Here is a 7,314-nt window from a genome sequence, read left to right on the forward strand (position 1 = left end):
GGACCGCAGGCTGGCCGGGCTGGGCGGAAGCAGCGATCCTGCCCTGGCCGACTTCGCCGCCGGCATGCGCGCCCAGGTGCGGACATGAGCCGCATCGACACGCCGCCGGGATTCGCCGTCTATCCGTCGGCCAGTCCAAAGGCGGCGAACCTGCCGGCTGTCGATCAGGTGCTGGCTTTCGAGCAGGCCCTCGGCGGCGAGCCGCCGGCGGCCGGACGCCGCCTGGCCGGGTTGGAGAACGGCGCTCTCGGCGAGCGCCTGCTGCAGCGCTTTGCCCAGCCGCTGCAAGGGTTGGAGGCGGACCGCCTGGAGCTGAAGGCGATGCTCCATGCGGAACTGCCGCTGGGGCGCCAGCAGCAAACCTTTCTCCTCCAGTTGCTCGGTGCAGTCGAGCATGCGCCGGGCGGCGAATACCTGGCGCAACTGGCGCGTCGCGAATTGCAGGTGCTGATCCCGCTCAACGGCATGCTCGACAACCTCGTGCGCAACAGCCACAAACTCGACCTGGAGTCATGATGGATATCTCTCGGATGGGCGCCCAGGCGCAGATCACCAGTCTCGAAGAACTCTCCGGCGGCCCGGCCGGCGCGGCCCACGTCGCCGAGTTCGAACGGGCGATGGGCGGTGCCGGCAGCCTGGGCGGCGACCTGCTCAGCGAACTGGGGCAGATCAAGGAGCGTTTCAGCCAGGCCAAGCAGGAGTTGCAGGTGGAGCTGTCGACGCCCGGCGACGATCCCAACAGCCTGATGCAGATGCAGTGGTCGCTGATGCGCATCACCATGCAGGAAGAGCTGATCGCCAAGACCGTCGGGCGCATGAGCCAGAACGTCGAAACCCTGATGAAGACCCAATGAGGCGAACGGTGAAAGGTCTGTCGCGCATGGCGCTCCTGGCGCTGGTCCTGGCGTTGGGCGGGTGCAAGGTCGAACTCTATACCGGGATCAGCCAGAAGGAAGGTAACGAGATGCTGGCGCTGTTGCGTTCGGAGGGCGTTTCCGCGGACAAGCAGGCGGACAAGGATGGCACCGTGCGCCTGCTGGTGGAGGAATCGGATATCGCCGAGGCGGTGGAGGTGCTCAAGCGCAAGGGCTATCCGCGGGAGAACTTCTCCACGCTGAAGGATGTGTTTCCCAAGGACGGGCTGATTTCCTCGCCCATCGAAGAGCGCGCGCGGCTCAACTACGCCAAGGCCCAGGAGATTTCCCATACCCTTTCCGAGATCGATGGCGTGCTGGTGGCGCGGGTCCATGTGGTGCTGCCCGAGGAGCGCGACGGACTGGGCAGGAAGTCCTCGCCGGCATCGGCCTCGGTGTTCATCAAGCACGCCGCCGACGTGCAACTGGATGCCTACGTGCCGCAGATCAAGCAACTGGTGAACAACGGCATCGAAGGACTCAGCTACGACCGCATCAGCGTGGTGCTGGTGCCGTCGGCCGGGGTCCGCCAGGTCCCGCTGGCGCCACGCTTCGAGAGTGTCTTCTCGATCCAGGTGGCGGAGCACTCGCGCGGACGCCTGCTCGGTCTGTTCGGCCTGCTGCTGGCGTTGCTGCTGGCGAGCAACCTGGCGCAGTTCTTCTGGCACCGGCAACGGGGCTGAGCGGCGCGATGCCATTGACGGCCTACCAGCTGCGCTTCTGCCCGGCCCGCTACATCCACGAGTCGCACCTGCCCGCGGTATTGCTGCGGTTGCTGCCGGCGCTGCCGGACTGGCGGCGACAGAGCGTTCTCAACGCCTGGCTGCTGGAGCAGCTGGAACTGGACTGCGCGTTCCGCATGCCCGCGCAACTGGGCGGGCTGGCCCTTTACCCGCAGGCGGCGCTGGAACGGACCCTGGGCTGGCTCGGCGCGCTGCTGCACGGCCAGGCCTTGCGGCAGGTGCTGGACGGTGCGCGGGTACGGCGCATCCGCGCGCAGATCGGCGAACAGGGCCAGCGTTTCTGCCTGGAACAGCTCGACCTGCTCATCGGTCGCTGGCCGCCCGGCTGGCAGCGGGCCTTGCCGGAAAACCCGGAAGACGGCTATTTCCGGCGCTGCGGCCTGGCTTTCTGGCTGGCCGCCTGTAGCGATGCCGACTGCGGTTTCTCGCGGCGCCTGCGCCTGCGCCTGGAGGCCATGCCGGCCCCGGCGGACTGGACCTTCGACGAACAACGGCGATCCCTGGCGCGGACCCTGTGCCTGAAGGTCGCCCGACAAGCGAGCGATGAATGCTTCCATTTGTTGAACTAGACGCCAGTCGCGTACGGCTGGCCCCCGGGCAGGCCCTGTTGCGCGCCCGCGACTACCAGGACTACCTCAGCGCCAACCGCCTGGTGGAAGCGGCACGCGAGCGTGCCGCCGAAATCGAGCGCGAGGCCCACGAGGTTTACCAGGAGCAGAAGCGCCTGGGCTGGGAGGCCGGACTGGAGGAGGCGCGTCTGCGCCAGGCCGGGCTGATCCAGGAAACGCTACTGCGCTGCAATCGCTACTACCGGCAGATCGATCGCCAGCTTGGCGAGGTGGTGCTGCAGGCGGTGCGCAAGGTGTTGCGCCACTACGACGCTGTCGAGCTGACCCTGGCGGCCACGCGCGAGGCACTGGCATTGGTGAGCAACCAGAAGCAGGTGATCCTGCACGTCCAGCCGGAACAACTGGCCGCGGTGCGCGAGCAGGTCGCCCGGGTGCTCAAGGATTTCCCCGAGGTGGGCTACCTGGAAGTGGTCGGCGATGCCCGGCTGGACCAGGGCGGTTGCATCCTGGAAACCGAGATCGGGATCATCGACGCTTCGCTCGACAGCCAGTTGGCGGCGTTGCAGGCCGCATTGACGGAGGGCGTGGCGCGGAGCGGCGAGGAGGAAGGGGACGCCGGTTGAGGGAACCAGGCGCCGCCCCCGGCCCGGGCGTTGGCTCCGGGCCGAGGGCTGAGGCGCTGCCGTTCGCCCGCGGCGGCGACGCTGGCGGTGCGGTTGGCGCCTTCAGAGCAGGGTGAAGCTGCGGCTTTCGGTTTGCGCCGAATCCAGGCCGACGAAGACCTTGAACTCGCCCGGCTCGGCCGTGTGCCTGAGCTGGCTGTCGTAGAACTTCAGGTCTGCCTCGCCGAGGCGGAAGACGATCTCCCGCGATTCGCCGGGCTCCAGCATCACCTTGCGGAACCCGCGCAGTTCCTTCACTGGACGGCTGAGGCTGGCGACCGGGTCCTGCAGGTAAAGCTGGACCACCGTGGCGCCGGCGCGCTTGCCGCTGTTGCTGAGCGTGACCCGCGCTTCCAGGGTGTCGCCGCGGGCCAGCCGTTCGCTGGACAGGCGCAGGGGCGAGAGACTGAACTCGGTGTAGCTGAGGCCGTAGCCGAACGGGTAGAGCGGGCCGTTGGCTTCGTCGAAATAGCGCGAGGTGTATTTGCCGGGGTTGTCGTGGTCCATCGGCCGGCCGGTGTTCAGGTGGTTGTAGTAGACCGGTACCTGGCCCACCGAGCGCGGGAAGGACATGGTCAGCTTGCCGCTGGGGTTGTGCTTGCCGAACAGCACGTCGGCGATGGCATTGCCGCCTTCGGTGCCACTGAACCAGGTTTCCAGGATCGCGTCGGCGTTTTCCTGCTCCCAGCCCAGCGACAGCGGTCGGCCGTTCATCAGCACCAGCACCAGCGGCTTGCCGGTGGCCTTCAGTGCCTTCAGCAGCCGCCGCTGGCTGGCCGGGATGCGCAGGTCGGTGCGACTGGAGGCCTCGTGGGCCATGCCCTGCGATTCGCCGACCACGGCGACCACCAGGTCGGCGTCGCGCGCGGTGCGCAAGGCCTCCTCGAGCATCGCCTCGGCGGAGCGCGGATCGACCTCGACTTCCGGGTTGTAGCTGTTCAGGTAGTCGAGGATCGCCTGGTCGCCACTGACGTTGGCACCCTTGGCGTAGAGCAGGGTGGCACGCTCGCCGACGGCATTGGCCAGGCCCTGGTAGACGGTTACCGCCTGGCGTGGCACGCCGGCTGCCGACCAACTGCCGATGACGTCGCGCTGGCTCTTGGCCAGGGGGCCGATCACCGCGATCCGCCCCTGTTTCTTCAGCGGCAGCAGGCCGTCGCGGTTCTTCAGCAGGACCAGTCCTTCGCGAGCCACCTCGCGGGCGGCCTGGCGGTGCAGGCGGCTCTCGGCGTTGGTGTCGAACGGCGGGTCGTCCGGCTTGCCCAGGCGCCGGTAGGGATCGGCGAACAGGCCGAGGTCGTACTTCGCCGCCAGCACGTCGCGGCAGGCGCGATCGATGTCGGCCTGGTCGATCTCGCCGGCCGCCAGCAGCTTCGGTAGCCAGGTCGAGTAGAGATCGTCGTTCATGTTCATGTCGACACCGGCCTGGATCGCCAGGCGCGTGGCGTCCCGCTCGTTGCCGGCGAGGCCGTGCTTGATCAGTTCCTTCACCGCGCCGTGGTCACTGATGGTCAGCCCCTTGAAGCCCCACTGCTGGCGCAACAGGTCGGTCAGCAGCCAGCGGTTGGCGGTGGCGGGCACGCCGTTGATGGTGTTCAGCGAGACCATCACCGCGCCGGCGCCGGCGTCCACCGCGGCCTGGTAGGGCGGCAGGTAGTCCTGGAACATGCGCGGCAGGCTCATGTCCACGGTGTTGTAGTCGCGGCCGCCTTCGGCCGCGCCGTACAGGGCGAAGTGCTTGACCGCCGCCATGATGCTGTCCGGGGCGGCCAGATTGGAGCCCTGGTAGGCACGGACCATCACGCCGGACAGCAGCGAGGTCAGGTAGGTGTCTTCGCCGAAGCCTTCCGAGACCCGCCCCCAGCGCGCGTCGCGGGTGATGTCGACCATCGGCGAGAAGCTCATGTCGAGCCCGTCGGCGCTGGCTTCGAGGGCGGAGATCCGCGCGCTGCGGGCGACCACCTCGGGGTCCCAGCTGGCGGCCAGGCCGAGGCTGATGGGGAAGATGGTGCGGTGGCCGTGGGCCACGTCGTAGGCATGGAACAGCGGGATCTTCAGGCGGCTATGGCGGACCTGATCCTGCATGGCGCGAATGTCCGGGCGGGTCACGGTATTGAAGATGGCGCCGACCTTGCCGGCGCGGATGTCCGCCATCAGCGCTTCCTTGGGATGGTCGGCGCCGACGCTGACCAGGCGTAGCTGGCCGATCTTTTCCGCGTTGCTCATGCGAGCCATCAGGCTGGCGATGAAACGCTCCTTGTCGGTAGCCGGTGGATTGCCGGATTCGCCCTGGCCAGCCGCCAGTGCCGGGCTCCCGCTCAGCCCGATGAGAAGCCCCAGTACACACAGCCTGTTCATGCATGTTTTCTCGTTATTGGATAGACGCTCGTCGTGGCGGCGTGACATGTCGCGGCATGCCGCCCGGCGGGCGCGACATAAGGTGTTCGCAGCGCGGGCGGAAGTCAACGAGACGGCGATGGGCGAATCTGCCGGTTCTGACAGGTCCCGTGGCGCGCCGCTGGCGGCGCTCAGGCGACGCTGGCGAGCAACTGCTCGGCCGGCATCGGCCTGCCGAGCAGGAAGCCTTGCAGCGAATTGCAGCCGAGGCGGGTCAGGAACTCCTGCTGGGCCTCGGTTTCCACGCCCTCGGCGACGATCTTCAGGTTCAGCGTGCGGCCGAGGGCGACGATCGCCGAGACGATCGCGGCGTCGTCGCTGTCGTGGGCCAGCTCGTTGATGAAGCCACGGTCGATCTTCAGTTCGCTCGCCGGCAGGCGCTTGAGATAGAGCAGGCTGGAGTAGCCGGTGCCGAAGTCGTCGATGGAGATGCCGACGCCCATCGCCGACAACTGCTCGAGGATCACCAGGCTGGCATCGGCATCGCGCATGGCGGTCGATTCGGTCACCTCGAGGATCAGGTGGCTGGGCTCCAGGCTGTGGCGCAGGAGTGCGTTGCGCACCGAGTCGACCAGGCCGGCATGGGCGAACTGCAGGGCCGAAAGGTTCACCGCGATGTTCCACTCCGCATGCCCGCCGTCCAGCCAGAGGCGCATCTGCCGGCAGGCTTCGTCGAGCACCCACTCGCCGATCTGCACGATCAGGCCGGTTTTTTCCGCCAGCGGCAGGAACTGGTCGGGGGGGATCAGTCCGTGTTGCGGATGCTCCCAGCGCAGCAGCGCTTCCACGCCGACCATCGGTCCGTTCGGCGCCAGTACCTTGGGTTGGTAGTGCAAGACCAACTGCCGGCGCTCCAGGGCCTGGCGCAGGTCATGGAGCAGTTGCAACTGTTCCTGGGCGTTGGCGTTCATCGAACTCTCGAAGAAGCAGTAGCCGTTCCGTCCCTGGTCCTTGGCGTGATACATCGCCGCGTCGGCATTGATCATCAGTTCGTGGCGGGTCTGCCCGTCGCCGGGGTAGAGCGCGATGCCGATGCTCGCCGAGATCCGCACCTCGTGGCGGGATATCTGGTACGGCTGGCTGATCCGCTTCACCAGTTTCTCGGCCAGGGTCGCGGCGTCGGCGGGCTCGCGGGCCTCGATCAGCAGGACGAACTCGTCGCCGCCGAGGCGGGCGATGGTGTCCTGGGCGCGGACGTTGGCGCGGATACGCTCGGCGACTTCGATCAGCAACAGGTCGCCGAGGTGATGGCCGTAGGCATCGTTGACCGCCTTGAAGCCGTCCAGGTCCATGAACAGCACGGCGAACCGGCGATCGTCGCGGATCGCCTGCTGGATCGCCTGCTCCAGGCGGTCGTCGAGGAGCATGCGGTTGGGCAGCTTGGTCAGGTTGTCGTGCAGGGCCAACTGGATCAGCTCGCGGTTGGCTCGTGCGAGGGAGGTGGCGAGCACCGAGGTACGTGCCTCCAGGCGCGAGTCCAGCACCGAGACGATCAGGGCGATGGCGATCACCGCCAGGGTGATCACGATGACCAGCACCGCCAGCCAGCCGTTGTCGATGCCTCGGCCGGCGGCGCCGCAGAAGCTGCCCAGGGGGAACTGCGCGGCGGCCATCCCGGTGTAGTGCATGCCGACGATGGCGCAGCCCATCACCAGGGCGGCGCCGGCCCGGACCAGGACGATGCGCCGGCTGCCATGGCGCAGGCGGAAGGCGATCCACAGCGCGGCGCCGGAGGCGATCACCGCGATCAGGATGGAGAGGCCGAGCCACAGCGGGTCGTAGACGATCCCCGGCATCATCAGCAGGGCGGCCATCCCGGTGTAGTGCATGGCGGCGATGCCGCTGCCCATCAGCAGGGCGCCCAGCGCCAGGCGTTGCCAGGGGAGTTCCGCCTGGCACACCAGCCAGAGGGCGAAGGCCGAACTGCCGACGGCCAGTAGCAGCGACAGCAGGGTCAGGCCCAGGTCGTAGCCGAGCGGGATCGGCAGGCTGAAGGCGAGCATGCCGACGAAATGCATCGACCAGATGC

General features: G+C 67.8%; 7 protein-coding genes and 1 pseudogene. 6 read left to right on the forward strand and 2 right to left on the reverse strand.

The features are described from left to right. From FFS27_RS25055 to pscL, 6 genes and pseudogenes are all read left to right on the forward strand, one after another. Positions 1–88, forward strand: a pseudogene (locus FFS27_RS25055) (YscG family type III secretion system chaperone); the annotation flags it as partial. After that, the gene (pscH, locus tag FFS27_RS25060; RefSeq protein ID WP_023101349.1) at positions 85–516 is read left to right on the forward strand and encodes a YopR family T3SS polymerization control protein PscH; all 432 of its coding nucleotides are present in this window, start codon (positions 85–87) and stop codon (positions 514–516) included. The pseudogene FFS27_RS25055 and the gene pscH, both read left to right, overlap by 4 nt. Beyond that, positions 516–854 carry a SctI family type III secretion system inner rod subunit PscI gene (pscI, locus tag FFS27_RS25065; protein ID WP_003132858.1) on the forward strand — a complete coding sequence of 113 codons (339 nt, stop codon included), beginning with the start codon at positions 516–518 and terminating at the stop codon, positions 852–854. Before pscH ends, pscI begins: the two co-directional genes overlap by 1 nt. Continuing rightward, positions 851–1,597, forward strand: coding sequence for a SctJ family type III secretion inner membrane ring lipoprotein Psc (gene pscJ, locus FFS27_RS25070; protein ID WP_003120329.1), 747 nt, complete (start codon positions 851–853; stop codon positions 1,595–1,597). The genes pscI and pscJ overlap by 4 nt, the downstream gene beginning before the upstream one ends. 8 nt (positions 1,598–1,605) lie before the next feature. Next, on the forward strand, positions 1,606–2,226 hold the full coding sequence (gene pscK, locus FFS27_RS25075; RefSeq protein ID WP_003087734.1) for a SctK family type III secretion system sorting platform protein PscK: 621 nt from the start codon (positions 1,606–1,608) through the stop codon (positions 2,224–2,226). Next, on the forward strand, positions 2,205–2,849 hold the full coding sequence (pscL, locus tag FFS27_RS25080; protein WP_021264593.1) for a SctL family type III secretion system stator protein PscL: 645 nt from the start codon (positions 2,205–2,207) through the stop codon (positions 2,847–2,849). The genes pscK and pscL overlap by 22 nt, the downstream gene beginning before the upstream one ends. A gap of 102 nt (positions 2,850–2,951) precedes the next feature. Here pscL and bglX read toward each other — a convergent pair whose 3' ends face one another. Then, entirely contained in the window at positions 2,952–5,246 is a 2,295-nt protein-coding gene (bglX, locus tag FFS27_RS25085) for a beta-glucosidase BglX (RefSeq protein ID WP_137952267.1), read from the reverse strand. A gap of 170 nt (positions 5,247–5,416) precedes the next feature. Continuing rightward, positions 5,417–7,314: putative bifunctional diguanylate cyclase/phosphodiesterase (locus FFS27_RS25090; protein WP_137952268.1), on the reverse strand; the 1,898-nt coding region annotated here is incomplete at its 5' end.

It is taken from the genome of Pseudomonas sp. 2VD (assembly GCF_005503585.1).
GTDB lineage: Bacteria > Pseudomonadota > Gammaproteobacteria > Pseudomonadales > Pseudomonadaceae > Pseudomonas > Pseudomonas aeruginosa.

Bases quoted from the DNA above. Each gene is read 5' to 3' on its own strand.
- pscH (WP_023101349.1), top strand. From the start codon at position 85: ATGAGCCGCATCGACACGCCGCCGGGATTCGCCGTCTATCCGTCGGCC.
- pscI (WP_003132858.1), top strand. From the start codon at position 516: ATGGATATCTCTCGGATGGGCGCCCAGGCGCAGATCACCAGTCTCGAA.
- pscJ (WP_003120329.1), top strand. From the start codon at position 851: ATGAGGCGAACGGTGAAAGGTCTGTCGCGCATGGCGCTCCTGGCGCTG.
- pscK (WP_003087734.1), top strand. From the start codon at position 1,606: ATGCCATTGACGGCCTACCAGCTGCGCTTCTGCCCGGCCCGCTACATC.
- pscL (WP_021264593.1), top strand. From the start codon at position 2,205: ATGCTTCCATTTGTTGAACTAGACGCCAGTCGCGTACGGCTGGCCCCC.
- bglX (WP_137952267.1), bottom strand. From the start codon at position 5,246: ATGAACAGGCTGTGTGTACTGGGGCTTCTCATCGGGCTGAGCGGGAGC.